Raw genomic sequence first — 24,078 nt, 5'->3', positions numbered from 1 at the left:
GGTGAAATCAGCGTTGTGCTGTCAGTTCAGGCTGACAGCGCGGCGCCAGGCGCCGTGCGCTTGGGGGGCAAGGCCGATAGCGCCAAAACCCTCTCTCTCTTGTCCTACATGCAGCCCCGCCCGCGCCGCACACCCGTTTGCGGGGTCGTTTTCTATGATCAGATTCCAGCCTCCCCTTCGAGTCCCTCGACTTTCTGACTCTCCTCTTGATCTGTTTTTTTTGAAGGAAAACCACCATGGAAAACGCCACAGCAGACCCTGTCAGTGACACCTCGGGCAATCCCGTCCAGCGCGGGGTGGAGTCGGCGGGCGCGGCGCTGCACAGCACCATCGACAAGCTGGCAGACCCGGCGCGCAGCACCGTGGACCGCGTGTCCAGCGCAGCCCATCAAACGGTCGACAAACTGGCTGGCAATGCAAGCCATGTCGCCGAGCGGTTTTCAGACCAGACACGCCGGGTGACGCAAGCGCCGGCGCACGCGATGGAATATTCCAGATCCTGGGTCCAGGAGCGGCCTCTTGAAGCGGTGGCCGCCGCACTGGCGATCGGTTTCCTCTTGGGCCGGTTGACGGCGCGGTAAGCTGATAACGGTCGGCTCACAGCAGACTGAGTGCCTCCCACCGCCTGCGGGCGGTTTTTTTATGCGGAGTGCGACAAGGCTCGGCAGTCCTCGTGAGCGGCGTATTAACCGCCGTGAAAAAATCGCCGGCGTGGATTGCGCCTGAATCCTCGCTCAGGGATGTCCGTGCGGCTTGCCCGGCGGAAGCGGCGGTTTGGGTTTGCCGGCTTTCGGGTCGGCGCCCGCGGCAGGCGAGTTGCCTGCAGGCTGATTGACGTTCACGGGAAAAGGCCACCGTCCTTTTTCTTCGGGAACGGCGGGCTTCGCAGCTTCTCTGGCGCGTTTTTCCAGGGCTTTGCGCTTATCGCTGTCGGGGGGGCAGTATTGGGACGGGTCATTGACTCTCGGCATCGGTATCTCCAAAGAAGGGTTGAAGGTAACCGGCTGGTTTGGCGCAGGTTGTAGGTTTGGGCTGATGCTGGCTGTAGGAGAGCCTGCGTCGGCGGGGGCACTGCCGCGCAATGGTGTCGTCTGCGTCAGGCCGTGGTTAGCCAGGCCGCCAGTGTGCATTGCAGCTACCCCGGCGCATCAATCAGGCAGGCAGCGTGCTCTTGCGCTGTATCAGGTCATGCTTGGCAAACAGCTCGGCGACCCAGTCCACGAAGACACGCACCTTGTTGCTCAGGTGGCGGTTGGGCGGGTAGACCACATGCAGCGGGATCGATTCGGTGCACCAGCCGTTGAACAGCGGTTCGAGCGCGCCTGTGCTGATGTAATCCTGCACCTGAAAGGTCGCGGTGTGCAGCACACCCAGGCCGGCCAGCGCGGCGACCACGCCGGCGCGCGAATCGTTGACCGACAGCAGATAGTTGCCGCCGACTTCGACGGTTTCGCCGTCCTTGTAGTACTCGAACGAATAAAGCTTGCCGTTGCGTGGAGAGGCGTAACGGATCATGCGATGGCTGTCCTCGAGTTCGGCCGGATGCTGGGGTGTGCCATGGCGCTTGAGGTAGGCGGGCGAGGCGCATGACATCAGATAGAACTCCCCAATGCGGCGCGCGACCAGCGACTGGTCGATCAGTTCGCCGCCGCGTACCACGCAGTCAACGTTCTCGGCAATGATGTCTACAGGCCGGTCGCTTACGCCCAGGTCGAGCTGGATGTCGGGATAGCGCGCATAAAAATCGGGCAGGGCCGGAATGATGACCGCGATGCCCAGCGAGGCCGGAATGTCCACCTTGAGCCGCCCGCGCGGGCTGGCCTTGGCGCGCGACATGCTCGCCTCGAGTTCTTCCATCTCACTGAGCAGGCGGCCGGCGCGTTCGTAGTAGGCCGCGCCGTCGGCCGTCACCGTGACCTTGCGGGTGGTGCGGTTCAGCAGCTTGGTGTCCAGTTCCTTTTCCAGGGTCTGGATCAGGCGCGTGATCGTCGGTTTGGGCATGGCCATGGAGTCGGCGGCCTTGGTGAAGGTGCCGGCTTCCACCACCCTGACGAAGGCCTGCATTGCTGAAAACTTGTCCATGAAAAGTCCTGTCTGTGGGCGTCAGTCAATCAAATACATCCCGTCCTGCCATCGAGACAGGCCCAACCTGTCCCCGGTGCTGGAGCGGTCAGGGCCATCGCGGCAGCCGTGTCAGCCGGGAAAAGCCGAGGCGCGATTGTGACCAGCCTGGCCGAATCCGGCAGTTGACGCCTGATGGCCCCGGGTGCCGTAGGGGATTGCTGGCCGGTTATTGACCCTGCCACGATGGGAGGCTTGAAACTTCGCGCCATTCTGAATGCAGGAGTTTTCATGAGGTCTGGCCTTGAATCCACGGGTAACCGATGCGCCGCCGCTTTGTTCACAGCGATCGTTGTTGATTATTTCACAGGAGAAATAATGAATGAGCGAAGTGGCTATTTATTGATTGAGGCGGTGGGCTTATCTTCTGCTGCATTGCAACAACCGAGGGCCGTATGCGGCCACAGATGATGAACAGCCAGCAGCTCACCCGCTCAGGCACCGACAAGGCCGCACCCGCCTGGGTGGACAAGCAGATCCAGCTTTCGCTGAAAAAGCCGCTGGATGTGCGCTTTTACGGCCGCCACCGTGTCGGCGCCGTGTCGCCGCTGGTGGTGCACTTTCACGGCGGCGCGTTTGCCGGTGGTTCGCTGGACGGCGGCTCCTGTGTGGCCCGGCTGCTGGCCGACGCCGGCGCCGTGGTCATGTCGCTCGACTATCCGCTGGCGCCTGCGCATCCTTTTCCGGCCGCCGTTGAAACCGGTTATGCCGCGCTGCTGTGGGCCTGGAAAGCGCGCCAGAAACTGGCCGGGCAGGGCGCACCTCTTTTCATTGCAGGTGAGGAAGCCGGTGGCAACCTGGCGGCCGCGGTCTCGCTGGTCGCGCGTGACCGGCAGGAGCCCGCGCTGGCCGGGCAGATCCTGCTGTCACCCATGCTGGATCCCTGCCTGGCGACGGCCTCGCTGCGCGATGCCGAAGCCGGCCCCGTCGGTTGTGTCTGGGCCGACGGCTGGCACCACTACCTGCCCCGCCTGGAAGACGCCAGCCATCCCTATGCCGCGCCGGGCTCGGCCCTGCGCCTGACCGGGCTGCCACCGACCTTGCTGGTGACCGCCCAGGATGATCCGCTGCGCGACGAAACGCTGGAGTATGCCGAACGGCTGCGCGCTGCCGGGCTGGTTGCGCAGCACGCCGTGCTGCCGGTGGTGACTGGCTGGCCCTGCAGTTACCTCCAGCCTGCCAGCCACGAGGCGGCGTGGGCGCCGGCGGTGCGGCAGCTGTTCACCGAATTTTTCGCCGGCACCCCTGCGCTGCAGGCCGGGCACACCCATTCGTCTTCCGTTTCCTGAATCCGTTTTCTTTCTTTGTTTTTTTTGAGGGAGTTCACCACCATGCCATCGATTCAATTACCGGCCAACAAGCGCCGACTTCTGGCCGTTGCTCTGGCCGTGCTGGCCGTCATCGGCATTTCTGCCGTCGTCTTCGGCGTGTCCAGCCCGCGCGCCCAGCCCGGGGCCGCGGTCGAGCCGCCCGCCACCCCGGTGTCGGTGGCGACTGTCGTGCAGAGCGACGTGGCCGCCTGGGACGAGTTTTCCGGCCGGCTGGAAGCCGTCGAGCGGGTGGACATCCGTTCGCGCGTGGCCGGCACCATCCAGGCCGTGCATTTCCGCGAAGGTGCGCTGGTCAAAAAGGGCGACCTGCTGCTGACGATTGACCCGGCCCCTTATGCCGCCGATGTGGAGCGTGCCGATGCGCAGGTTGCTGCGGCCCAGGCCCGGGTCACCCAGGCCAAAGGCGAGCAGGAGCGCTCGCAGCGCCTGTGGAGCGAGCAGGCCATCTCCAAGCGTGAGTTTGACGAGCGCACCAATGGCAAGGGCGAAGCAGACGCCAACCTGCGTGCCGCGCAGGCGGCCCTGCAGACGGCGCAACTGAGCCTGGGCTACACCCAGGTGCGCGCGCCGGTCTCCGGGCGGGTCGGCAAGCTCGAAGTCACCGTGGGCAACCTGGTCGCCGCGGGCCCCGGCGCTCCCGTGCTGACCACGCTGGTGTCCGTGAGCCCCATCTACGCCAGTTTTGACGCCGACGAGCAGGTGGTAGCCAAGGCGCTGAAAGATGTGCAGGGCAGTGGCGCTGGCAGCAGTGGCCGAAACCTGGAACGCATTCCCGTGCAGATGGGCACTGCGGCCAGCACCGACACACCATTTGAAGGCCGGCTGCAGCTGGTCGACAACCAGGTCGATGCGAAGAGCGGCACGGTGCGCGCGCGCGCTGTGTTTGACAACAAGGATGGCCAGCTCATGCCCGGCCAGTTCGCGCGCATTCGCATGGGCCAGGCCAGCAAAGGCACGGCCTTGCTGATCAACGAACGCGCCGTCGGCACGGACCAGAACAAGAAATTCGTGCTGGTGGTGGGCGCCGACAACAAGGCGGTGTACCGCGAGGTCACGCTGGGCGCTTCCATCAACGGCCTGCGCGTGGTCAAGGGCGGCCTGGTGGCCAACGAACGCATCGTCGTCAATGGCTTGCAGCGTATCCGCCCGGGCGCGCTGGTGGCGCCGCAACCGGTGGAGATGTCCGCCAAGACGGAGCTCAACGCCAAACCGGTGCAGGTAGCAGCCAAGTCCTGAGCGGCTGAAAACTGAAAAAAGAACATCGTATGAATCTCTCCAAATTTTCATCGACCGGCCGATCTTTGCCGGCGTGCTGTCGCTGCTCATGCTCATCTCGGGCCTGATTGCGCTGCGCTCGCTGCCGATTGCCGAATACCCTGACGTGGTGCCGCCCACCGTGGTGGTGCGCGCCAACTACCCCGGCGCCAACCCCAAGGTGATTGCCGAGACCGTGGCCACGCCGCTGGAGGAAGCCATCAACGGCGTGGACGGCATGCTCTACATGAGCAGCCAGGCGACCACCGACGGCCTGATGACGCTCAACGTCACCTTCAAGCTCGGCACCGACCCCGACAAGGCCCAGCAGCTGGTGCAAAACCGCGTCTCGCAAGCCGAGCCGCGCCTGCCGGAAGAAGTGCGCCGCCTCGGCATTACCACGATCAAGAGCTCACCCGACCTCACGATGGTGGTGCACTTGCTGTCGCCCAGCGGCCGCTATGACATGACCTATCTGCGCAACTACGGGGTGCTCAATGTCAAGGACAGGCTGGCCCGCATCAACGGCGTGGGCCAGGTGCAGCTGTTCGGCTCGGGCGACTACTCGATGCGCGTCTGGCTGGACCCGCAAAAGGTGGCCGAGCGCGGCCTGTCCGCCGGTGACGTGGTGCGCGCCATCCGCGAGCAGAACATCCAGGCTGCGGCCGGCGTGGTGGGTGCCTCGCCCGGATTGCCCGGCGTGGACATGCAACTGTCCATCAACGCCCAGGGACGCCTGCAAAGTGAAGAAGAATTCGGCGACATCATTGTCAAAACCGAAAAGGCCGAAAAAGGCGGCGCAGTCACGCGCCTGCGCGACATCGCCCGCCTGGAACTGGGCGCCTCCGACTATGCGCTGCGCTCGCTGCTCGACAACAAGCAGGCCGTGGCCGTGCCGGTGTTCGCCGCGCCGGGCTCCAATGCCATCCAGATTTCCGATGACGTGCAGGCCGTGATGAAGGACCTGAAAAAGAACATGCCCGAAGGCGTGGACTACGAGATCGTTTACGACACCACCCAGTTCGTGCGCTCGTCCATTGAAGCCGTGGTGCACACGCTGCTCGAGGCCGTGGCCCTGGTGGTGCTGGTCGTGATCATCTTTTTGCAGACCTGGCGCGCTTCCATCATTCCGCTGCTGGCCGTGCCCATCTCGGTCATCGGCACCTTTGCGGTGATGCATCTCTTCGGCTTTTCCATCAACGCGCTCAGCCTGTTCGGGCTGGTGCTGGCCATCGGTATCGTGGTGGACGACGCCATCGTGGTGGTCGAAAACGTGGAGCGCAATATCGAGGCGGGCCTGAGTCCGCGCGACGCCACCTACCGCGCCATGCGCGAGGTGTCGGGGCCTATCATCGCGATTGCCCTGGTGCTGATCGCCGTGTTCGTGCCGCTGGCCTTCATCACCGGCCTGTCGGGCCAGTTCTACAAGCAGTTCGCGCTGACGATTGCGATTTCCACCGTGATCTCTGCCATCAATTCGCTGACGCTGTCGCCAGCGCTGGCCGCCTTGCTGCTCAAGAGCCATGACGCACCGAAAGACGCGCTGACCCGCGGCATGGACAAGGTGTTCGGCCGCTTCTTTGCCGCCTTCAACAAGGCCTTTGGCCGCGGCTCTGACAACTACAGCCGCGGTGTCAAGGGTGCGATCTCGCGCAAGGCCGTGATGCTGGGCGTGTACCTGGTGCTGGTGCTGGCCACGGCAGGCCTGTTCAAGGCCGTTCCCAGCGGCTTTGTGCCCGGGCAGGACAAGCAGTACCTGATCGGCTTTGCCCAGTTGCCCGACGGCGCCACGCTGGACCGCACCGAAGACGTGATCCGCAAGATCAGCGACATCGCCATGAAACAACCCGGCGTGGAACACGCGATTGCTTTCCCCGGCCTGTCGATCAACGGCTTCACCAACAGCTCCAACTCGGGCATCGTGTTTCTCTCGCTCAAGCCGTTCGATGAGCGCAAGAGTGCGGACATGAGTGCAGGCGCCATCGCCGGCCAGCTCAACGGCAAATTCGGAGGCATCCAGGAAGCGTTTATCGCGATGTTCCCGCCGCCTCCGGTGCAGGGCCTGGGCACCACCGGCGGCTTCAAGCTGCAGCTGGAAGACCGCGGCTCGCTCGGCTATGCCGCGCTGGACGCCGCCACCAAGGCTTTCATGGCCAAGGCTTATCAGACGCCTGAACTGGCGGGGCTGTTCTCCAGCTTCCAGGTCAACGTGCCGCAGCTCTATGCCGACATCGACCGCACCAAGGCGCGCCAATTGGGTGTGCCGATAACCGATGTGTTCGACACCATGCAGATCTACCTGGGCAGCCTGTACGCCAACGACTTCAACAAGTTCGGCCGCACCTATTCCGTGCGGGTGCAGGCCGATGCGCCTTACCGGGCCCGTGCCGAAGACATCGGCCAGCTCAAGGTGCGCTCGACCACCGGCGAGATGGTGCCGCTGTCGGCGCTGATGAAAGTCACGCCGAGCTTCGGCCCTGAACGCGCCATGCGCTACAACGGCTTCCTGTCGGCCGACATCAATGGCGGCGCTGCCCCCGGCTATTCGTCGGGCCAGGCGCAGGATGCGGTCGCGCGCATCGCGGCCGAGACGCTGCCGCCCGGCATCAGCTACGAGTGGACGGATCTGACCTACCAGGAAATCATTGCCGGCAACTCGGCCATGTGGGTGTTCCCGCTGGCGCTGCTGCTGGTGTTCCTGGTGCTGGCCGCGCAGTATGAAAGCTTGACCCTGCCGATCGCCATCGTGCTGATCGTGCCCATGGGCCTGCTGGCTGCCATGCTGGGGGTGAAGCTGACCGGTGGCGACAACAACATCTTCACGCAGATCGGTTTGATTGTGCTGGTGGGGCTGTCGGCGAAGAACGCCATTTTGATTGTGGAATTTGCGCGCGAGCTGGAGTTTGCCGGGCGCACGCCGCTGCAGGCTGCCATTGAAGCCAGCCGCCTGCGCCTGCGTCCCATTCTGATGACCTCGCTGGCTTTCATCATGGGCGTGCTGCCCCTGGTGCTGTCGACGGGCGCCGGTGCCGAAATGCGCCATGCCATGGGCGTGGCCGTGTTCTCGGGAATGATTGGTGTCACGGCTTTTGGCCTGTTCCTCACGCCGGTGTTTTACGTGACCCTGCGCCGCCTCACGGGCAACCGCCCGCTCAAGCTGCATGGCGAAGTGCCGCATCTCGAGGCCTTCGCGGGCAGCGGCGGTGCCGGCGCGCATGCCCAGCCGGCGGCGCCCCTCAAGCATCACGAATAACAAGAAAACAAGAAAGTCAAAGGAGTTCGTCATGAACCGCATTCATTCAACGCTGCGCATGTCGCTGGCGCCCCTGGTGGCAGCGCTGGTGCTGGCCGGCTGCGCTACCAGCGCCTCGATAGACGCGTCCAGCCTGCCGAAGGCGCCGCAAGCCTTCAAGGAAAACGCCAGCCAGGTCGCTTCCGCAACGGCCACCTCCGCCCAGGTGCAATCCCAGGGCACCTGGTGGAAGGTGTTTGCCGACCCCGTGCTGGACCAGCTGGTGGAGCAGGCCGGCCGCAACAACAACAGCGTGCAAGTCGCGGCCGGGCGCCTGGCCCAGGCGAGGGCGATTGCCCGCAACACCGACGCCGACCGCCTGCCTCAGGTCGGCCTGGGCGCCGGCGCCACCCGCCAGAGCAACGCCACCACCGGCAATGTGCCGCAAACCGTAGTGAGCGCCAATGCCAACTTCTCTTACGAAGTGGACCTGTTCGGCAAGCTCTCGCTGAATTCCGACGCCGCCTCGCTGGACGCCCAGTCCCGCGAAGCGCTGCTGCGCAGCACGAAATTGCTGGTGCAGGCCGATGTGGCCCAGACCTACCTGAACCTGCGCGCACTTGACACCGAACGCTCGCTGGTGCGTGACACGCTGCAGGCCTACCGCAACACCCTGCGCCTGACCGAAGTGCGCTTCAAGGAGGGCGACGTGGCCGAGCTCGACGTGGCCCGCGTGCGCGCCGAAGTCGCTTCCACGGAGTCGGAGGCGCTGGCGCTGGACCGGCGCCGCGCCGAACTCGAGCATGCGCTGGCCGTGCTGGTGGGCGAGGTCGCCTCCAGCTTCCAGGTGGCGCCCGCCGAATGGACCACGGCGCTGCCGGTCATCCCGGCCGGCGTGCCCAGCACCGTGCTGGTTCGCCGCCCCGATGTGTCGGCGGCACAAAGCACCATGCAGGCGGCACAGGCCCGTGCCGGTGTGGCCAAGGCCGCCTGGTTCCCCACGTTCTCGCTGACAGCCACGGGCGGCTATGCGGCACCGGAGATCAGCGACCTGTTCAAGCTCTCCACCCGCGCCTGGGGCGTGGGCGCGTTGTTGTCGCTGCCGATCTTTGACGGCGGCCGCCGCGAAGCCGGCGTGCAGAACGCCAATGCCGAACTCGACATCGCATTGGCCAACTACCGCGAACAGATCCTGGTGGCCTTCAAGGATGTGGAAGACCAGCTGGCGGCGCTGCGCTTGCTGGCCGACCAGTCCGAAGCGCAGTCGCGCTCGGTGGCCTCCGCTACCCGCGCCACGGTGCTGTCGGACTCGCGCTACCGCAACGGCTTCGTCAGCCAGCTCGAGTTGCTGGACGCCCAGCGCAGCGAACTGCGCAACCGGCGGCAGGCGTTGCAGGTGAAGGCATCGCAGTACCTGGCCACGGTGGGGCTGATCCGCGCGTTGGGTGGTGGCTGGAGCACCTAAACACCCCTATCGGCGTTCACTGCGTGTAACGCCTTTTCCCCTTGCAGGGGACAGGCGCCTGTGGGCCGGCGAAGCCGGACCCCGGCCCCTGCTGGGGAAGAGGGGCACAGCTCCGAGCACACCCCTATTGGCGCTCACTGCGTGTAGCGCCCTTTCCCCTTGCAGGGGACGGCGCCTGCGGCCTGGCGGAGCCAGTTCCGCGGCCCCTGCTGGAAAACTCTCCGGGCGCTCTTGTTTTGCTGGGTCCTTATAAAAAACGGCTTTTGCGGGCCGTTTTTTTCGTTTCGGCGGCGTTTTGGGCTCTGCGGTGGCCTGAAATGGCCCCAGGGCAGGCTGGAAGAGGGCGCCATCTGTTAAAACAGTTGGCTGTTTTTTGCTTTCACCCTCTTTACCTGTCTGCCCCTGATGTCTGTTTCACCTGCCGCGCCTGCCACCTCTGCCACTGCCTATCCCCTCATTCACTGGACCGAGGGCAAGGAAAACCAGGCCCATACGGCGCGCTGGCGTTCCGAGCGCGGGACCGCGCCGCCCAAGCGCGTGGTGATTGCAGATGACAGCATGGCGGCCGACACCGCTTACCGGCTGGCTTGTGAGGGTACCGGCCTGCTCTGGCGGGGTGACTTCCAGAACGCCCGGCTGCTGCTGCAGGCGCTGGCGCGCCGTGTCGACAAGCCGGCCAAACCCAAGCGCGAGAAGCGCGTCAAGGACCAGAAGGCTGGAGAGCCCAGCGTCCAGGTTGAAGCGATTGCGCCGGTGTTCCCGGAAGCCTTTCACCTGCACCGCCAGGTGCAGGCGCAGCGCGCCCGCGTGCTGGGCATGGTGCTGATCCCGTTTGACGCGGACTACAGCATTCCCCTGCGCCGCGCGCCTGACTCGAAGAAGGCCTGCGCCGAAGCTTGGGGGCCGGCCAAGGAGGGCGCGGGTTCTTCTGTAGCATCGCTGCGCGAGTTGATGGGCTTCATCAGCGCGCACGAGTGGCGCCGCAAGGGCGTGCCCATCCCGGCCCTTGGTGAAGACGGGCCGCACAACCGCATCCATCCGCATTACGGCGTTTTCTCGCCGGTGCGCGGTGAATACATTGACCTGGTGGCCCAGGCGCCCGTGCGCGAGGGCACCGAGGACCTGCTGGCTTTTGACATCGGCACCGGCACCGGCGTGCTGGCCGCCGTGCTGGCCCTGCGCAGCGGCGTGCAGCGCGTGGTGGCCACGGACCAGGACCCGCGCGCGCTGGCCTGTGCGCGCGACAACCTCAAACGGCTCGGGTTTCCGCAGGTCGAAGTGCGCGAGGCCAACCTGTTCCCCGAAGGCCGGGCCCACATCATCGTCTGCAACCCGCCGTGGTTGCCGGCGCGTCCCGGCTCGCCGGTCGAGCACGCGGTGTATGACGAAGACAGCCGCATGCTGCTGGGTTTTCTGGGCGGTCTGGCAGCGCACCTGGAACCGAAGGGCGAGGGCTGGCTGATCCTGTCGGACATTGCCGAGCACCTGGGCCTGCGCACGCGCGCGTGGCTGCTGGCTGCGATTGACGCTGCGGGACTCAAGGTGCTTGACCGGCTCGATGCGCAACCGCATCACCCCAAAGCCTCGGACGCGACCGACCCGCTGCATGCGGCGCGCGCGGCAGAAGTCACGTCGCTGTGGCGGCTGGCGGCCAAATAGAAGCTTGAGAAGTTTGACGAGATGAAAGCTGAACCGCACGCCACAGTCTTGCTGGCACCGATGGAAGGCCTGCTGGACTTTGTCCTGCGCGACATCCTGACGCGGGTCGGCGGCATAGACCGCTGCGTCTCCGAATTCATCCGCATCACTGACCAGCTCTTGCCCGAGCGCGTGTTCACCCGCATCGTGCCCGAGCTGCACAACGGTGGCCGCACGCTGGCCGGCGTGCCGGTGCGCGCGCAACTGCTCGGTTCTGACCCGGCCTGCATGGCCGAGAACGCGGCGCGGCTGGCTACGCTCGGCCCGGCAGGCATTGACCTCAATTTCGGTTGCCCCGCCGCTGTCGTCAACCGCCACGGCGGCGGTGCATCCCTGCTCAAGGAGCCCGAAACCCTGTTGGCCATCGTCAGCGCGGTGCGCCGCGCCGTGCCGGCTGGCATGCCGGTTTCGGCCAAGATGCGGCTGGGCTACAACGACGACTCGCGTGCGGTCGAATGCGCACTGGCCATTGCCGAAGGCGGCGCCGGCGAGCTGGTGGTGCATGCCCGCACCAAGGCGCAGGCCTACAAGCCGCCCGCCTACTGGGAGCGCATTGCCGACATCCGCGCCGCGGTGCAGATACCCGTTGTCGCCAATGGCGAAATCTGGACGGTGGACGATGCGCGCCGCTGCCGCGAAGCCTCGGGCTGCAGCATGCTGATGATTGGCCGCGGCGCCGTGGCAGACCCTGGCCTGGGGCTGGCCATCAAGGCGGCTATGAGTCACCCGGCCGCTGGCGGGCAGGAGCCGGGCATCACGTGGGCAGAACTTGTGCCGCTGCTGGCTGATTTCTGGCACGTGGTGTGCGCCCGCCTGGATGCGCGTGCCCGGCCCGGCCGGCTCAAGCAGTGGCTGAATTTTTTGCGCCGCCGTTTTCCGCAAGCCGAAGCCGCCTACCAGGTGCTCAAGACCATCACCGACCCGGCCTTGATTGACGAGTGGCTGGCAGCCTTGGTGGAGGCGGACGCCCGGCGCAGCGCTGACTTGCTGGAGCGCGCTGAACTCCTGCCTGCCTGAGCGTTGCGCATCGTGCTGCCGGTCTCGGCTGCCGGTGGCCCGGCCGCCTTGTCATCGGGGTTGTGAACCTTGTTTTCGGGCGATTTTCGCCACCTCCGAATCTGCCAGCTCCACCCATGTGGGCGCATGGTCGCTGGCGTGTTCTTCATCGCGTACCCACGTGTCCACACCGGCAGCCTTCAGTCCTGGCGCCAGTTCTGCATTGAGCAAAATGTGGTCGATACGCAGGCCCGAGTTTTTTTGCCAGTGCTGGCGAAAATAATCCCAGAAGGTGTAGATGCGCTCGTCGGGGTGCAGGTGGCGCAGGCTGTCGACCCAGCCCTGCGACAGCAGTCTGGCATAGGCCTCGCGGCTTTCGGGCTGCAGCAGCGCGTCCTTCAGCCACGACTTCGGGTTGTAGATGTCGAAGTCGGTGGGCACCACATTGAAGTCCCCCGCCAGCGCCACCGGTTGGCCGGACTGGTACAGCGCCTGTGCGTGCCGGTTCAGACGCTCGAACCAGGCGAGCTTGTAGTCAAACTTGGGTCCCGGTTGCGGGTTGCCATTGGGCAGGTAGAGGCAGGCCACGATGATGCCGTTCACCGTGGCCTCCAGGTAGCGGCTCTGGTCGTCGCCAGGGTCGCCCGGCAATTCCCGCCTGATCTCGACCGGATCGCTGTCCTTGGCCAGAATTGCCACGCCGTTCCAGGAGCGCTGGCCTTTCCACACGGCACCGTAGCCGGCCTCGCGCAATTCAGCCTGGGGAAACACGCCGTCCAGCGCCTTGAGTTCCTGCAGGCAGACAAGGTCTGGCGACTCCTTCGCCAGCCACGACAGCAGGTTGGGCAGCCGGGTCTTGATGCCGTTGACGTTGAAGGTGGCCAGCTTCATGGGAGCAGCGGGCGCCGTTCAGCGTTCAGTTTTCTTGCGGCGGTAGGCTTCCGCGCCGCCGCTGCCGCCACCATCGGGAAAATCATGCGGCACCGGCTTGTGGCCGGCCGGCAGGGGCGCCTCGATCAGCGTGCTGGCGCTGTCGTCGTCGCCCGCTTCGTGGTCGGGAGGGTGCGGATGCGGGCTGGTGAGTGTTTCACCGGTCTTGGCGCGTGTGAGGCTGGTGGTGTTGCGTGACATGGGATGCTCCAGAAAGTTCACCCTCCGAAGGATGTCTTCTCAAGCTACCAGTATGGCGGCGCGCAGCGTGTCGGACAAGGCCGCAAGCCTCGTGCCCACGCGGTTATTCGCCTTGCAGTCAAGTCTGTCCTCACTGCGCCCATGGCGATGCCTGAGCCACCGCCTGGCGGCAGGTGCTCAGGCCCCGGACCTCAGGCCTGCGTATAAGCCGTCTTGACCGTGGTGTAGAACTCCGCCGCATAACGGCCCTGCTCGCGCGGACCGTAGCTCGAGCCTTTGCGGCCACCGAAGGGCACGTGGTAGTCCACCCCCGCCGTCGGCAGGTTGACCATCACCATGCCGGCCTGCGAGTGGCGCTTGAAGTGGGTGGCATATTTGAGCGACGTGGTGGCAATGCCGGCGGCCAGGCCGAAGGGCGTGTCGTTGGCCAGGTGCAAGGCCTCGTCGTAGTTTTTGGCGCGCAGCACGCTGACCACAGGACCAAACACCTCTTCGCCGTTGATGCGCATGCCGGCCGTGGTGTCGGTGAACAGTGCGGGCCGCATGTAGAAACCGGGCTGGCCGTCGGCGTTGTGCTCGAGGGCGTCGCCGCCATAGGCCAGCGTGGCGCCTTCGCCGCGGGCAATCTCGACGTACTTCAGGTTTTGCGCGAGCTGGCTGGCGTCAACCACGGGACCGAGGTCGGTGCCGGTCTTGCGGGCGTCGTCGACCTTGAGGCTGCGCAGTTTTTCCACCACGGCGGCCACAAAGCGGTCGTGAATGCCTTCGGTCACGATGACGCGTGAGGAAGCGGTGCAGCGCTGGCCGGTCGAGAAGAAGCCGCTTTGCACGGCGCAGTTGACGGCCACGCCGAGGTCGGCGTCGTCGAGCACGACCATCGGGTTCTTGCCGCCCATCTCGAGCTGGAACTTGGCCATGCGCCCGACGCAGGCCGCGGCAACGCGCTTGCCGGTGCCGACGGAGCCGGTGAAGGTGATGGCGGCGATGCGGGCGTCGTCGAGCAGGGTAGCACCGACCTGCGAGCCGGGGCCCATCACGAGGTTGAACACGCCTTTGGGCAGGCCGCTGCGCGACAGGATGTCGGCCAGCGCCCAGGCCGAGCCGGGTACCAGTTCGGCGGGTTTGAAGACGACGCAGTTGCCATAGGCCAATGCGGGCGCAATCTTCCAGGCCGGAATGGCGATGGGAAAGTTCCATGGCGTGATGATGCCGACCACGCCCACCGGCTCGCGCGTGATCTCGACACCGACACCGGGGCGCACGGAGGGCAGGACTTCACCACCCGGGCGCAATGCCTCGCCGGCAAAGAACTTGAAGATGTTGCCGGCGCGGGCGACTTCGCCAATGGCTTCCGGCAGGGTCTTGCCTTCTTCGCGGGCCAGCAGGTCGCCCAGTTCATTGCGGCGCGCCAGGATCTCGCTGCCCACCGCATCCAGGATGTCGAAGCGCTGCTGCGGCGTGCTGAGCGACCAGGCCGGGAAAGCAGCCTGTGCGGCGGCAATGGCGTCCTTCGTCTGGGCGGCGTCGGCTTTGGCGTATTCGCCGATCAGGTCGCGCGTGTCCGACGGGTTGATGTTGCGCGTGACGCCCGGGGCTTCGACCCAGTCGCCGTTGATGAGGTTTTTAAACATCGGTAGTCGTCTTTCGGTATGGTTCGGGGGGCAATTTTCAGCACCCAGTTTTCAGCGGTCCATTTTCAGCGATCGAAAGCAGGACGCTTGGGGTTGAATTTCCAGCCGGGTATCAGGCTTTGCATGGCGACAGCGTCGTCGCGCGCGCCCAGGCCGTGCTGCTTGTAGAGCTGGTGCGCCTTTTCCACCTCGGCCATGTCGAGTTCGACACCGAGGCCGGGCTTCTTCGGCACAGCTACCTGCCCGCCCACGATCTGCAGCGGCTCCTTGGTGAGGCGCTGGCCGTCCTGCCAGATCCAGTGCGTGTCGATGGCCGTCACGCGGCCCGGCGCGGCTGCGCCGACATGGGTGAACATGGCGAGCGACACGTCGAAGTGGTTGTTCGAATGCGAGCCCCAGGTCAGACCCCAGTCGCGGCAAGTCTGCGCCACGCGTACCGAGCCGGCCATGGTCCAGAAATGCGGGTCGGCCAGCGGAATGTCCACTGACTGCAGCGACAGGGCGTGTTGCAGTTGCCGCCAGTCGGTGGCGATCATGTTGGTGGCGGTGGGCAGGCCGGTGGCGCGGCGGAACTCGGCCATGACCTCGCGGCCCGAGAAGCCTTCTTCGGCGCCGCACGGGTCTTCGGCGTAGGCTACGACATTTTTCATGTCGCGCATCAGGCGGATGGCGTCCTTGAGCAGCCAGCCTCCGTTCGGGTCCAGCGTCACCCGCGCGTTCGGAAAGCGCTCGTGCAGCGCCGTCACGGCCTCGATTTCTTCCTCGCCGCGCAGCACGCCGCCCTTGAGCTTGAAGTCGTTGAAGCCGTAGCGCTCCTGCGCCGCTTCGGCCTGCCGCACGATGGTTTCGGGGGTCAGTGCTTCTTCGTGGCGTATCCGCGACCAGGCGTTGTCGGCATTGGGTTCGCTGTTGTAGGGCAGGTCTGTCTTGCTGCGGTCGCCCACAAAGAACAGGTAGCCCAGCATCTCGACCGCCTCGCGCTGCTGGCCTTCGCCCAGCAATGCGGCGACCGGCACATCCAGGTGCTGGCCCAGCAAATCCAGCAGTGCCGACTCAACGGCGGTCACCGCGTGGATGGTGGTGCGCAAGTCGAAGGTTTGCAGTCCACGTCCGCCGCTGTCGCGGTCGGCAAACTGCTGCTGCATCTGCTGCAGCACGCGCTGGTGGGCGCCTATCGGCTGGCCCACCACCAGCGGGCGCGCGTCTTCGAGGGTCTGGCGTATCTTCTCGCCGCCAGGCACCTCGCCCACGCCGGTGCGCCCGGAATTGTCGGTGAGGATCAACAGGTTGCGTGTGAAGAAGGGGCCGTGCGCGCCGCTCAGGTTGAGCAGCATGCTGTCGCGGCCGGCGACCGGGATCACGCGCAGCTCGGTGATCAGGGGTGTGGAGGTGTCGGGCATGTTGGACATGGAAGGGGTCTCAATCGCTTTGAATCTTGAATCGTTGAATCAGCCTCAATCGGCCTCAATCGGCGGTAATTTTTCCAGTGTCTATGACTTTCTTCCAGCGCGCAAACTCCTGCTGCTGGAAGGCGGCGAACTGGGCCGGCGTGTTGCCGACGATTTCAAAGCCGACGGACACGAATTGCTGCCTGACCTGCGGGTCATTGAGCGCGGCAATGACGGCGGCATGTGCCTTGTTGCGCACGTCGGCGGGCAGGCCCTTGGGCGCCACCACGGCTTGCCAGGAGTACACCTCCAGGCCCTTCACACCGACCTCGCCGAACGTGGGGACGTCGGGCAGGACGGCGGAGCGCTTTTGCGAGGTGATGGCCAGGGCTTTCAGCTTGCCGGACCTGATGTGCTGCACCACGGCATTGATGTTCTGGAACGAGGCGTCAACCTGCCCGCCGAGCAGGTCGGTGATGGCCGGTGCGCCGCCCTTGTAGGGAATGTGCGAGCCGCTGGTGCCCGTCAGCTGCCAGAACAGCTCGGCCGTGAGGTGATCGCTCGACCCGTTGCCGGAGGAGGCAAAAGACATCTTGCCGGGATTTATCTTGTTGTAGGCCACCAGTGCGCCGACGGTCTTGTAGGGCGAGTTGGCCGGCACCACCAGCACGTTGGGCGCCTGGACGGCGACGGCGATGGGGTCAAAGTCTTTCAGTGCGTCGTATTGCATGCCCTTGATCAGGTGCGGTGCAATGACCAGCGGGCCGAGCGAGGTCACGAGGAAGGTGTAGCCGTCGGGCGTCGCGCGCTTGACCAGCGTCGCGCCAATGGTGCCGGTTGCGCCGGCCTTGTTGTCGATGACAAAGGGCTGTCCCAGGCTCTGCGTGAGCTTGGGACCGATGGCGCGGGCGACGGTGTCGGTCGAGCCGCCGGCCGGGAAGGGCACCACCAGCGACACGCTCTTGGTGGGCCAGGTTTGAGCATGCACGCTTGCCGTAGCTAGCAGACCCATCATTAGGGCAGATAACAGTTTTCTCATGAAGATGTCTCCTGGGATGGTGGCGCTTTACTGGGCGCCGAGTTTGGCGATCAACTGGCCGAGCTGTTCCATCTCGGCGGGCTTGAGGTCCGACAGCGGCGGGCGCACCGGTCCGGCGGTGTGGCCCACCAGCGTGGCGCCGGCCTTGACGATGCTCACGCCGTAGCCCTGGCCCTGGTTGCGCAGCGCAATGTAGGGCAGGAAGAACCCGTCCAGCAGGCGGTTGGTGGTGGCGGTGTCGCCGGCGTGGTGGGCGTTGTAGAACTCCATGGCCGTGCGGGGGATGAAGTTGAACACGGCCGACGAATAAACCGGGCAGCCCATCGCCTGGTAGGCGCCGGCAAAGACTTCCGCGGTGGGCAGCCCGCCAAGGTAGGCGAAGCGGTCGCCCAGCTTGCGGCGGATGGTGACGAAGGACTCGATGTCGCCAATGCCGTCCTTGAAGCCGATCAGGTTGGGGCAGCGGTCGGCCAGTATCAGCAGGGACTCCGGCGTCAGGCGGCAGGCGGCGCGGTTGTAGACGATGACGCCGAACCTGACGCTCCTGCACACTGCCTCAATGTGCGCCACCAGGCCTTCCTGCGTCGCTTCGGTCAGGTAGTGGGGCAGCAGCAGGATGCCCTGGGCGCCCAGCCGCTCGGCCTCCTGCGCATAGCGAATTGCCAGCGTGGTGCCGCCGCCCGCGCCGGCAATGATGGGCATGCGGCCCTGGCAGGTCTGGATCGCGGTGTGCACGACCTCGCTGTACTCCTGCGGCTCCAGCGAGAAAAACTCGCCCGTGCCGCCGGCCGCAAACAGCGCCGTGGCGCCGTAGGGCATGAGCCACTCCAGTCGCTCGGCGAAAGGCTTTGCGGCAAAACGCAGCTGGCTGTCGAAGTCGGTCAGGGGGAACGAGAGCAGGCCGTAGGAGATGATTTTCTTGAGGTCTTGCGGGGTGGTCATGCGAAGGGGTCGTGAAGAAGGAGGTGGTTGGGTGAACAAATCAGCGTTTCCGGGTAAAGGTAGCGCTACCATTGAAGCCTTGAATGGTAGCGCTACCTTTTGAGGAAAGCAAGCAGAAATTGATGCGGGATATTACGTATCCCTGACTTTTCCGGTCTTTTCGGCCTCTGTTCTGCGGATTCCGGCCTGCCCGCAGCGCGGCCTATGCCGGCTGCCTGCCCGGGGTGGTGCGGAGACAAATTGCCGGGTCACTCCCGATGTGCATCAGGTGCTGCCCCGTTCGACAATCGTGAAGCCGATGTCGACGACCCGTGGCTCCACCGGCCGGCCTTCCGCACGCTCCACGATGAACCGGGCGGCCTGCCGGCCGATGGCCGTGCCATCGATGCGCACTGTTGTCAGCGCGGGGTTCAGGTCGGCGGCAAACTCCAGGTCGCCGAAGCCCACGATGGCCAGTTGCCCGGGCACCGCAATGCCGCTGGCCTGGGCTTGCATCAGAACGCCCAGCGCCAGCAGGTCCGAACTGCAAAACACGGCATCGATATCACCCGCGTCCCGCATCAGTTCGGCCAGCGCGCTGCGGCCGCTTTTCGCGGTGGTCGGCGCGGGCACGGTCACCATCCGGACTTCGGGCAGGCCCGCGGCCCGCGCCGCGGCCTGGAAAGCCTGGTGGCGGCGTGTCGAACGCTCGTCGTCGCCCGCCACGATCGCCAGGCGGCGTCGTCCCCTGGCATAGAGAAAATCGACCACCGCGCGCCCGACATCCACATGGGAAAAGCCGACCAGCATGTCCAGCGGGGTGGGCGTGAGGTCCCAGGTTTCGACAACCGGTATGCCGGCCGCCAGCAGGCGCTTGCGTCCCTCGGGGGAATGCATGATGCCGGTCAGCACAATGCCGTCCGGCCGGCGGCCAATGATGGCTTCCAGCAGGGCATCCTCGCGTGAATCCACATAGCCGCTCTGGCCCAGCATCAACTGGTAGCCCTGTTCGGCCAGGGCATCCGTCAGGGCTTGCACGGTTTCCAGGAACACCGGGCCGTTGAGGGTGGGCACGACCGCCGCCACCAGGCGGCTGCGCGATGACGCCAGGCCCCCGGCGAGCCGGTTGGGCACGTAGCCGGTACGCTGCACCGCGTCGGTGACTTTCTTCAGCACCTCAGCTGAAACCTGGGTGGGGGTGTTCAGGGCGCGTGACGCGGTGATGGGCGCCACGCCGGCCAGCTTGGCCACGTCATGCAGGGTGACGGCGCCGCTGCCCCGGCGGGTTCGTCGCGTCTGGGTGTCCGTTGGCGTGTCCTCGTGGTTCATGGGCCGATTCTATCGACGATAGCGCTACCAGTCATGCGAACACTGCGGATGCATGGCGCCAGGCCTGCCGGGAATTGTTGCGGGTGTTTCATTTGCCAGACCGGGGCTTGGCCTCAAACTAAGGTTCCGACTGGTACTTCGACACAGAGGTATCGGAACACAATGAAAGCGATGGATTCGGGCCTAGGCCCAGGCGCAATACGGTTCAGTTAAGGCCTTGCCCCTGGTTTGTCATCCCGGACTTGATCCGGGATCCATGAATTGCCGGTCAGGCCCGCAATGACAAGTCAAGGTTTTGCTCATTCCGATTCAGGGTGAATAACTTGACTGAACCGTATTGGGTCCAGGCGCAAACCGCAGACATAGCCGAGGCTATGGCGAGGATTTGCAACGACGGCATGGGTTCGAAGGCGCGCTTTCATGTTTCGATATTTCCGGGTCGGAGTACTGGTCCAGACCAAGGTCTAAACCCAGGTCATATCCCCAAGGTCATATCCCGATGGGCCCGGCTTTCCCGCCAGCCCAGGAAAAAACAACCTCCATGCAAAGACGTGAATTTTCGCAAGCCGCCGCCGCGGCGGCCACGCTGGCCACCTTTGGCTCCCTTGTGTCGGCCGCGCGGGCAGCACCGGCGGGCCCTCTGCCGGACAAGGGGGCGGCGCAGCCCGACGGCAGAAACACCGCCCGGGTGGCGATGGGCACCAATCTTTCGGGCATGGAATGGGCCAAGCCCGGGCTGCGCTATGGAATGAGCAGTGCGCCCAATCTGCACTTCACCGTCCCGCGCAAGGTCGATGCGGCCTACCTGGCGGCCTGTGGCTACACGAAGAACCGCCTGCCCATCCAGTGGGAGCTTTTGCAGCCGATGCTGCACGACACCCCGGCCAACGCAGCGGCGAAGGCGGCGATTGGCAACCCGGGCGCGTTTCATCCCGCGTACGAGGCCTACATCACGGGCGTGCTCGATGCCCACGCGGCGGTCGGCATGAAATGCATCATTGACAACCACAACTACGGCCGTTACCAGGACTTCCGGTTTCAGCCCGACGGGGCCGTCATCGGCCTGACCACGCCGCCCAATCCCTTGCTGCGACCCTATACCAGCGATCGTACGCAGGTGCAGGTGCGGATTTTTTCGCTCGCGCCCGGTGCCACGCTGACCCAGGCCCACTTCGTCGATTTCTGGTCGCGTGCCGCGCGCAGGTGGAAGGACCACCCCGGCTTTGGCGGGTACGGCCTGATGAACGAGCCTCACGACATGCCCAAACCCGGTGGCGTGATTGCGTCGAATGAAGAGGCCGTGAAGGCGGCCGAAGACCTCACCATCTGGCCGGCCTATGCGCAGGCGGCTATCGATGCGATCCGCGCCATCGACACGGCCAATCCCATTTACGTGGCGGGAAACCAGTACAGCTCGGCCATGGTCATCGGAACCAAGAACCCCGGCTTTCCATTGCGTGGCAGCAACCTGATTTACGAAGTTCACATGTACCTGGATGCGTTCAGCAATGGCGCTTCGTTTGACTATGACGCCGAAGTGGCGAAGAACTTCAGCGCGGGTTTCGGCGCCGGTGCCATCCACCCCGGCACCGGCCTGGAGCGGCTTAAAAAGGCCACCGGCTGGGCCAAGGCCGCGGGTGTCCGGCTGGCGCTGACCGAGGTCGGGATGCCGATAGACGACCCGCGCTGGGAGCCGATGTTCCTGCGCGCTGTCACCCATGCCTATGAGTCAGGTTGCGAGATATACAGCTGGATGGGGGGTAATCATTGGCCGATCCGCAACTACGCCATCAACCATGTGCCGGGCTGGCACCAGAACAAGACGCTGGAGCCGCTGGTGTCCGGCGTGCTCAAGGCCTCTGCCGGCATCGAGCAGGCCCTGCTCTTCGACGACGGCCTGGGCTATGCGCTGGCCGGCGCTCCCCTCACGATCACCGTCTATGCCCGGGGCAACCTCGGCCGGCCTGTCTCTGTGCTGGTGACGTCGAAAGGGCGGGGGACGTTGAGCAAGTCGCGGCTGACCCTGCCGGCCGGGCCGAACGGCCAGGACAGCTTCACCTACACGCCGGCGGACAACGAGGTCGCCACACTCAGCTACACGGGCGCCGGCCCATGGACGGGCCCGCTGCCGCCGCCGCGCAAGGTGTTCTCCCTGGCCGACCCGGCGGCCTACGCCACGACCAGCCTGGCAGACGCGGCAATGACCATCATTGCCAAATACGGTGCCTGCAAGTGGGAGCTCGCCGACGGGCACACCGATTACCTGTTGGGGGCACCGGCCGCGGCGGGCCAGGTGGTGCGCGCCATCTCGGACTCCGGCTATGGCTCCAGCCCGGGCAATGCCATGGAAATGATCAACTGGACCAACAAGGACAGCAGCACCATGGGTGCGATGTCGCTGCCCGTCATGCGTGTGACGAATGGCCGGAAGAACTCGGACCATACGGCGCCCGATACCTTTGGCTTCTGGTGCAAGAAATCGGCCCCGGCAGCGGGCGTGCAGCCTCGCCCGAAGAACCGCGTGCCCTACAACATCGAGGACGCCCACTTTGCCCTGGCTTGCGTGAGCATTCCGGGGACAAGCAACACCGGTGTGGTGTTTCAGGCCTCAAAGGCGGAGGCGCGCCACACCTCGGAGCTGGGGTTCACCAACGGCCAGCCGCGGGCCAGCTGGCTGGATGCCAAGGGCCAGACGGTGCAACTGGTCAGCGCGAACAGGTTGCCGGTCAATACGCCCGCGGTGCTGGCATTTACGTCCGCACCGGGCGCGCAGAGGCTGCGTGTCAATGCGCATGAGGTAGCGAGCCACAACACCACTTTCGCGCCCAGCGTTTATTCCCAGATGCTGATCGGCTGGGGCTACCTCGGTTACTACCCGCGTGACGGCTTCAGGGGCCATGTGTACGCGGTGATCACCGGAAAGGGTGCACCCACGGTGGAGGAGATGGTGGTGCTTGAACGTTACCTTGGCACCACTGCAGGCCTCAATATTTAAGAGCAAGGGTGAGCAGGGTGCGGGCGCCAACTGGAGTCCATTCCATCCTGGCGTCGCGCGCTTTCACGGCCAAGGCCACAGGCCCTAGTGTGGTGTTGCACGCTATCTGGCACATAAAAATGCGTCTTTTTGGCCATGGCGGCGTTGCAAATCCGCGCGATACCTACGGGTATCGCTGTGGTTTGCGCCTTGCCCTGACCAAAAATCCATCATTTTTATTTGTGCCATCAAGCATGCAACACCACACTAGTGGACTGTAACGATTAAATCGGAAGCACTCTACACAGGGAAAAGTTCACTCTCTTTTCTCCGTTACAGGCCACTAGCCCGGGGCCTTGGCGGCGGCTTCGCGCTGGCGCAGTGTGGTCACGTTTTCGCGGGCGACGCCCCAGTTATCGGTGTCGACTTCATCGATGATGACAAACGTGGTGGCCGGGTTTTTGTTCAGGACGCGGACCAGCAGGTCGGTCGCGCCTTCGATCAGCTGCAGTTTTTGCGCAGCAGTCACGCCTCCTTCGCGGGTGATGCGGATATTGACGTAGGGCATGTCAGGAACTCCTCAAGGGTTGGCGTCATCGCCGGTGGATTTGCAAATGGCGTGAACGCGCGGCAAGGCCGTTCGTCCACGATGTGTGGATTACCAGGTCCCGGCCGAAGCGCCACCGTCGACCGCCAACACGACACCGGTGGTGAATTGCGCGTCGGTCAGGTAGAGCACGGCGTCCACGACGTCCTGGGTCTCGCCGGTGCGGGCCGACGGCGACAGCGTCTTGAGGAAGGACTGGGTGCCTTCGTCGGGGCTGTGCATGGGGGTGGCGATGACGCCGGGCGCGACGGCCGAGACCTTCACATTGGACGAGGCCAGTTCCAGCGCCAGCGCGCGGGTCGCGTCGTTGAGGCCGCCCTTGATCAGCACCGGCAGCAGTGCCGGCACTTTCATGGTGGGCTGCATCGCGATGCTGGCGGTGATGGTCACGATGTGGCCCTGCTTATTCTTGGCCATGTGCGCGGCGGCTTGCTGCGAGGGGTAGAAAAAGCCTTTCAGGTTGGTGCCGACTATGGTTTCCAGGTCGTCCTCGGTGTAATCGACGATGGGCTTGGCGGTGAAGATGCCGGCGTTGTTGACGAGGATGTCGACCTTACCGAAGGCGGCGATGGCCTGGAAAAACAGGTTTTTGGCGGTCGCCGGTTGGGCAATGTCGCCCTCGACCCCCAAAAAGTTGGCCGGGTTGCCGAGTTTGGCGGCGGCCGCCTGCAGGCGCGCGGAGGTGCGGGCATTGCCGACCACGTTGTAGCCCCGTTTCAAATAGGCCTCGGCCAATGCGAAGCCGATGCCGCTGGATGCGCCGGTGATCACGACGGTTTTGTTGCTGGTGCTCATTCCAATAGTCCTTCAGTGGGTTAACTAAGCGGCGCGAAATTCGCGGTGGAGTCCCGCGCCAGGCCGGGTGAAATTTGTTATTCGGTCCCCGTGTGATGAACTATATTTATGTGATCAGTGAAGATAAATATTGGTTTTCACAAATTACTTGATACATGGCGTAATC

Annotated in this window: 17 protein-coding genes and 1 pseudogene; 8 read left to right on the top strand and 10 right to left on the bottom strand. The window is 64.8% G+C overall.

Annotated features, from left to right (window positions below):
• The first annotated feature begins 236 nt into the window (after positions 1-236).
• Entirely contained in the window at positions 237-581 is a 345-nt protein-coding gene (locus BPRO_RS17150) for a DUF883 family protein (RefSeq protein ID WP_011484335.1), read from the top strand.
• 571 nt (positions 582-1,152) lie between these two features.
• On the opposite strand, the gene BPRO_RS17140 is transcribed toward BPRO_RS17150, so the two are convergent.
• On the bottom strand, positions 1,153-2,082 hold the full coding sequence (locus tag BPRO_RS17140) for a LysR family transcriptional regulator (protein ID WP_011484334.1): 930 nt from the start codon (positions 2,080-2,082) through the stop codon (positions 1,153-1,155).
• A gap of 446 nt (positions 2,083-2,528) precedes the next feature.
• Between BPRO_RS17140 and BPRO_RS17135 the strand changes: the two genes are divergently transcribed.
• The 6 genes and pseudogenes from BPRO_RS17135 to BPRO_RS17110 all read left to right on the top strand — a co-directional run bounded on the left by BPRO_RS17135 (position 2,529) and on the right by BPRO_RS17110 (position 12,118).
• Positions 2,529-3,410, top strand: coding sequence for an alpha/beta hydrolase (locus BPRO_RS17135; RefSeq protein ID WP_369794593.1), 882 nt, complete (start codon positions 2,529-2,531; stop codon positions 3,408-3,410).
• A 42-nt stretch (positions 3,411-3,452) separates the two neighbouring features.
• On the top strand, positions 3,453-4,688 hold the full coding sequence (locus BPRO_RS17130; protein WP_011484332.1) for an efflux RND transporter periplasmic adaptor subunit: 1,236 nt from the start codon (positions 3,453-3,455) through the stop codon (positions 4,686-4,688).
• Positions 4,689-4,776: 88 nt separating this feature from the next.
• A pseudogene (locus BPRO_RS17125) lies at positions 4,777-7,854 on the top strand (efflux RND transporter permease subunit); the annotation flags it as partial.
• A gap of 136 nt (positions 7,855-7,990) precedes the next feature.
• Complete coding sequence (locus BPRO_RS17120; RefSeq protein ID WP_011484330.1) at positions 7,991-9,403, top strand: efflux transporter outer membrane subunit; 1,413 nt, start codon at positions 7,991-7,993, stop codon at positions 9,401-9,403.
• Positions 9,404-9,808: 405 nt separating this feature from the next.
• Complete coding sequence (locus tag BPRO_RS17115) at positions 9,809-11,062, top strand: methyltransferase (RefSeq protein ID WP_011484329.1); 1,254 nt, start codon at positions 9,809-9,811, stop codon at positions 11,060-11,062.
• 21 nt (positions 11,063-11,083) lie between these two features.
• Entirely contained in the window at positions 11,084-12,118 is a 1,035-nt protein-coding gene (locus BPRO_RS17110) for a tRNA dihydrouridine synthase (RefSeq protein WP_011484328.1), read from the top strand.
• Between the two features lie 51 nt (positions 12,119-12,169).
• Here BPRO_RS17110 and xth read toward each other — a convergent pair whose 3' ends face one another.
• The 7 genes from xth to BPRO_RS17075 form a co-directional block, all read right to left on the bottom strand.
• Complete coding sequence (gene xth, locus BPRO_RS17105) at positions 12,170-12,988, bottom strand: exodeoxyribonuclease III (RefSeq protein ID WP_011484327.1); 819 nt, start codon at positions 12,986-12,988, stop codon at positions 12,170-12,172.
• An 18-nt stretch (positions 12,989-13,006) separates the two neighbouring features.
• Positions 13,007-13,228 (bottom strand): hypothetical protein, encoded by a 222-nt coding sequence (locus tag BPRO_RS17100; RefSeq protein WP_011484326.1) that lies wholly within the window; start codon positions 13,226-13,228, stop codon positions 13,007-13,009.
• Positions 13,229-13,419: 191 nt separating this feature from the next.
• Positions 13,420-14,859, bottom strand: coding sequence for an aldehyde dehydrogenase family protein (locus BPRO_RS17095; RefSeq protein WP_011484325.1), 1,440 nt, complete (start codon positions 14,857-14,859; stop codon positions 13,420-13,422).
• Between the two features lie 65 nt (positions 14,860-14,924).
• Positions 14,925-16,259: a glucarate dehydratase gene (gene gudD, locus BPRO_RS17090; RefSeq protein WP_011484324.1), complete on the bottom strand. Its 1,335-nt coding sequence runs from the start codon at positions 16,257-16,259 to the stop codon at positions 14,925-14,927.
• Between the two features lie 64 nt (positions 16,260-16,323).
• Positions 16,324-17,286, bottom strand: a complete 963-nt coding sequence (locus BPRO_RS17085) for a Bug family tripartite tricarboxylate transporter substrate binding protein (RefSeq protein WP_011484323.1) — start codon at positions 17,284-17,286, stop codon at positions 16,324-16,326.
• Positions 17,287-17,313: 27 nt separating this feature from the next.
• A complete protein-coding gene (gene kdgD / locus BPRO_RS17080) occupies positions 17,314-18,228 on the bottom strand; it encodes a 5-dehydro-4-deoxyglucarate dehydratase (protein WP_041388907.1) in 915 nt (304 codons plus the stop codon).
• A 264-nt stretch (positions 18,229-18,492) separates the two neighbouring features.
• Positions 18,493-19,536: a LacI family DNA-binding transcriptional regulator gene (locus BPRO_RS17075; RefSeq protein ID WP_011484321.1), complete on the bottom strand. Its 1,044-nt coding sequence runs from the start codon at positions 19,534-19,536 to the stop codon at positions 18,493-18,495.
• Between the two features lie 541 nt (positions 19,537-20,077).
• Here BPRO_RS17075 and BPRO_RS17070 point away from each other — a divergent pair.
• Positions 20,078-22,531, top strand: a complete 2,454-nt coding sequence (locus tag BPRO_RS17070; RefSeq protein ID WP_041388906.1) for a glycoside hydrolase family 5 protein — start codon at positions 20,078-20,080, stop codon at positions 22,529-22,531.
• Positions 22,532-22,853: 322 nt separating this feature from the next.
• Here the strand turns inward: BPRO_RS17070 and BPRO_RS17065 are convergent, their stop codons facing one another.
• Together BPRO_RS17065 and BPRO_RS17060 are read right to left on the bottom strand one after the other, a co-directional pair.
• A complete protein-coding gene (locus BPRO_RS17065) occupies positions 22,854-23,078 on the bottom strand; it encodes a 2-hydroxymuconate tautomerase family protein (protein ID WP_011484318.1) in 225 nt (74 codons plus the stop codon).
• A gap of 90 nt (positions 23,079-23,168) precedes the next feature.
• A complete protein-coding gene (locus BPRO_RS17060) occupies positions 23,169-23,912 on the bottom strand; it encodes an SDR family NAD(P)-dependent oxidoreductase (RefSeq protein ID WP_011484317.1) in 744 nt (247 codons plus the stop codon).
• Between the last annotated feature and the right edge of the window lie 166 nt (positions 23,913-24,078).

The sequence above is a fragment of the Polaromonas sp. JS666 genome (assembly GCF_000013865.1).
Lineage (GTDB): Bacteria > Pseudomonadota > Gammaproteobacteria > Burkholderiales > Burkholderiaceae_C > Polaromonas.
This window is presented reverse-complemented; position numbering and strand designations above follow the sequence as displayed.

What these genes read in the sequence shown, in the direction of transcription:
- BPRO_RS17070 (WP_041388906.1), top strand. Translation starts at nt 20,078, where the DNA reads ATGCAAAGACGTGAATTTTCGCAAGCCGCCGCCGCGGCGGCCACGCTG.
- BPRO_RS17130 (WP_011484332.1), top strand. Translation starts at nt 3,453, where the DNA reads ATGCCATCGATTCAATTACCGGCCAACAAGCGCCGACTTCTGGCCGTT.
- BPRO_RS17115 (WP_011484329.1), top strand. Translation starts at nt 9,809, where the DNA reads ATGTCTGTTTCACCTGCCGCGCCTGCCACCTCTGCCACTGCCTATCCC.
- BPRO_RS17075 (WP_011484321.1), bottom strand. Translation starts at nt 19,536, where the DNA reads ATGAACCACGAGGACACGCCAACGGACACCCAGACGCGACGAACCCGC.
- gudD (WP_011484324.1), bottom strand. Translation starts at nt 16,259, where the DNA reads ATGCCCGACACCTCCACACCCCTGATCACCGAGCTGCGCGTGATCCCG.
- BPRO_RS17085 (WP_011484323.1), bottom strand. Translation starts at nt 17,286, where the DNA reads ATGAGAAAACTGTTATCTGCCCTAATGATGGGTCTGCTAGCTACGGCA.
- BPRO_RS17095 (WP_011484325.1), bottom strand. Translation starts at nt 14,859, where the DNA reads ATGTTTAAAAACCTCATCAACGGCGACTGGGTCGAAGCCCCGGGCGTC.
- xth (WP_011484327.1), bottom strand. Translation starts at nt 12,988, where the DNA reads ATGAAGCTGGCCACCTTCAACGTCAACGGCATCAAGACCCGGCTGCCC.
- BPRO_RS17110 (WP_011484328.1), top strand. Translation starts at nt 11,084, where the DNA reads ATGAAAGCTGAACCGCACGCCACAGTCTTGCTGGCACCGATGGAAGGC.
- BPRO_RS17060 (WP_011484317.1), bottom strand. Translation starts at nt 23,912, where the DNA reads ATGAGCACCAGCAACAAAACCGTCGTGATCACCGGCGCATCCAGCGGC.
- BPRO_RS17065 (WP_011484318.1), bottom strand. Translation starts at nt 23,078, where the DNA reads ATGCCCTACGTCAATATCCGCATCACCCGCGAAGGAGGCGTGACTGCT.
- kdgD (WP_041388907.1), bottom strand. Translation starts at nt 18,228, where the DNA reads ATGACCACCCCGCAAGACCTCAAGAAAATCATCTCCTACGGCCTGCTC.
- BPRO_RS17100 (WP_011484326.1), bottom strand. Translation starts at nt 13,228, where the DNA reads ATGTCACGCAACACCACCAGCCTCACACGCGCCAAGACCGGTGAAACA.
- BPRO_RS17120 (WP_011484330.1), top strand. Translation starts at nt 7,991, where the DNA reads ATGAACCGCATTCATTCAACGCTGCGCATGTCGCTGGCGCCCCTGGTG.
- BPRO_RS17150 (WP_011484335.1), top strand. Translation starts at nt 237, where the DNA reads ATGGAAAACGCCACAGCAGACCCTGTCAGTGACACCTCGGGCAATCCC.
- BPRO_RS17140 (WP_011484334.1), bottom strand. Translation starts at nt 2,082, where the DNA reads ATGGACAAGTTTTCAGCAATGCAGGCCTTCGTCAGGGTGGTGGAAGCC.
- BPRO_RS17135 (WP_369794593.1), top strand. Translation starts at nt 2,529, where the DNA reads ATGATGAACAGCCAGCAGCTCACCCGCTCAGGCACCGACAAGGCCGCA.